Annotated in this window: 1 protein-coding gene; it reads left to right on the top strand. The window is 36.1% G+C overall.

All coding sequences use genetic code 11. From position 1 onward, the window contains the following. On the top strand, positions 1-1,436 hold a 1,436-nt coding region (locus ACFIK2_RS01325; RefSeq protein WP_375676812.1), incomplete at both ends, for a type ISP restriction/modification enzyme.

Here is a 1,436-nt window from a genome sequence, read left to right on the forward strand (position 1 = left end):
TATTACATAGCAGCGATTAACATTGAATCGACCTATCATAGTCTGATGAAAGGGAATTATATCCCATTCAAGCATATTGGTTTGGCTGATACGTTTCGGATGCTTGAAAAACAAGATTTGATGAAAGGTTTACTAGAGGAAAACAGTGAATATTTAGAGCATCAAAAGAAACTGGATATTAAAGTTATCTTTGGTAACCCTCCTTATTCGGTAGGACAAAAGAATGAAAACGATAATAATCCCAATATATCTTATCCCATATTAGATGATCGTATTCGTGAGACTTATATAGCTAAATCGAAAGCAACTAGTACGCAAAAGTTATATGATAGTTATATCCGCGCTATCCGCTGGGCTAGTGACCGTATTGATAATGCTGGGGTAATCGGCTTTGTCACAAATGCCGGTTTTATTACTGGACATTCTATGGATGGTTTACGCAAATGCCTCGTTGAAGAATTTAGCAGCCTTTATATTTTCCATTTACGGGGTAACCAACGAACTTCTGGAGAACTTTCTCGAAAAGAAGGTGGTAAAATTTTTGGTTCTGGATCTCGAGCCCCTATAGCGATTTCCATTCTCGTAAAAAATCCAAATGCACAACAGCGTGGTAAGATATATTTTCGTGATATTGGAGATTATCTCACGAGAAAAGAAAAGCTTATAATAATAGAGTCTCTTGGTAGCATTGATGGTATTACACGGAGCAAACAAGGTTGGCAAATAATTACACCAGATAAGTACAGTGATTGGCTTGATCAACGTGATGACAGTTTCAAAACATTCTTAGCTATGGGTGTCAAAAAGGGGCATGATAAAAAGCTCTTTGAAACTTATTCTCTTGGTGTTTCAACCAATCGTGATGCTTGGACGTATAACTCAAGCCGTGAATCTGTAAAGAAAAATATGAATAACATGACTGCCTTCTATAATAATGAGGTAAAACGTTTAAATAATACCTATTCACATGCTGATCGTACAGCACGTGCAAAGGTCGTGAATGATTTCGTCAATTCCGATGTAAGAAAGATTAGTTGGAGCAGTACTCTTAAGAGAGAATTATTAAGAGGTAAATTTTCCGAATTTGAAGATAAATGCCTTATTCAAAGCCTATACCGTCCTTTTACACAACAATGGCTTTATTACAATAGCGTCTTTAATGAAGCAGTTTATCAAATGCCGCGTATATTCCCGATAAGACAAGCGGTTGATAATAAGGTGATACAAATTACAGGTATAGGAGCAAAGAAAGACTTTTCTGTATTGATGACTAAAGCTTTGCCTAATTTAGATTCAATAGAAAAAGGTCAATGTTTTCCACGCTATATTTACGAAGATACTACGGTTTCAAAAAGTAAAAGTGAGAAACAATCCCATTTATTTACAGAAGACAGCCAAACAACTGGTTTACAGAGGCGTGATGCCATTACCGATGA

This window comes from Bartonella sp. AP88XZML (assembly GCF_042195565.1).
In the GTDB taxonomy this organism is placed as follows: Bacteria; Pseudomonadota; Alphaproteobacteria; order Rhizobiales; family Rhizobiaceae; genus Bartonella.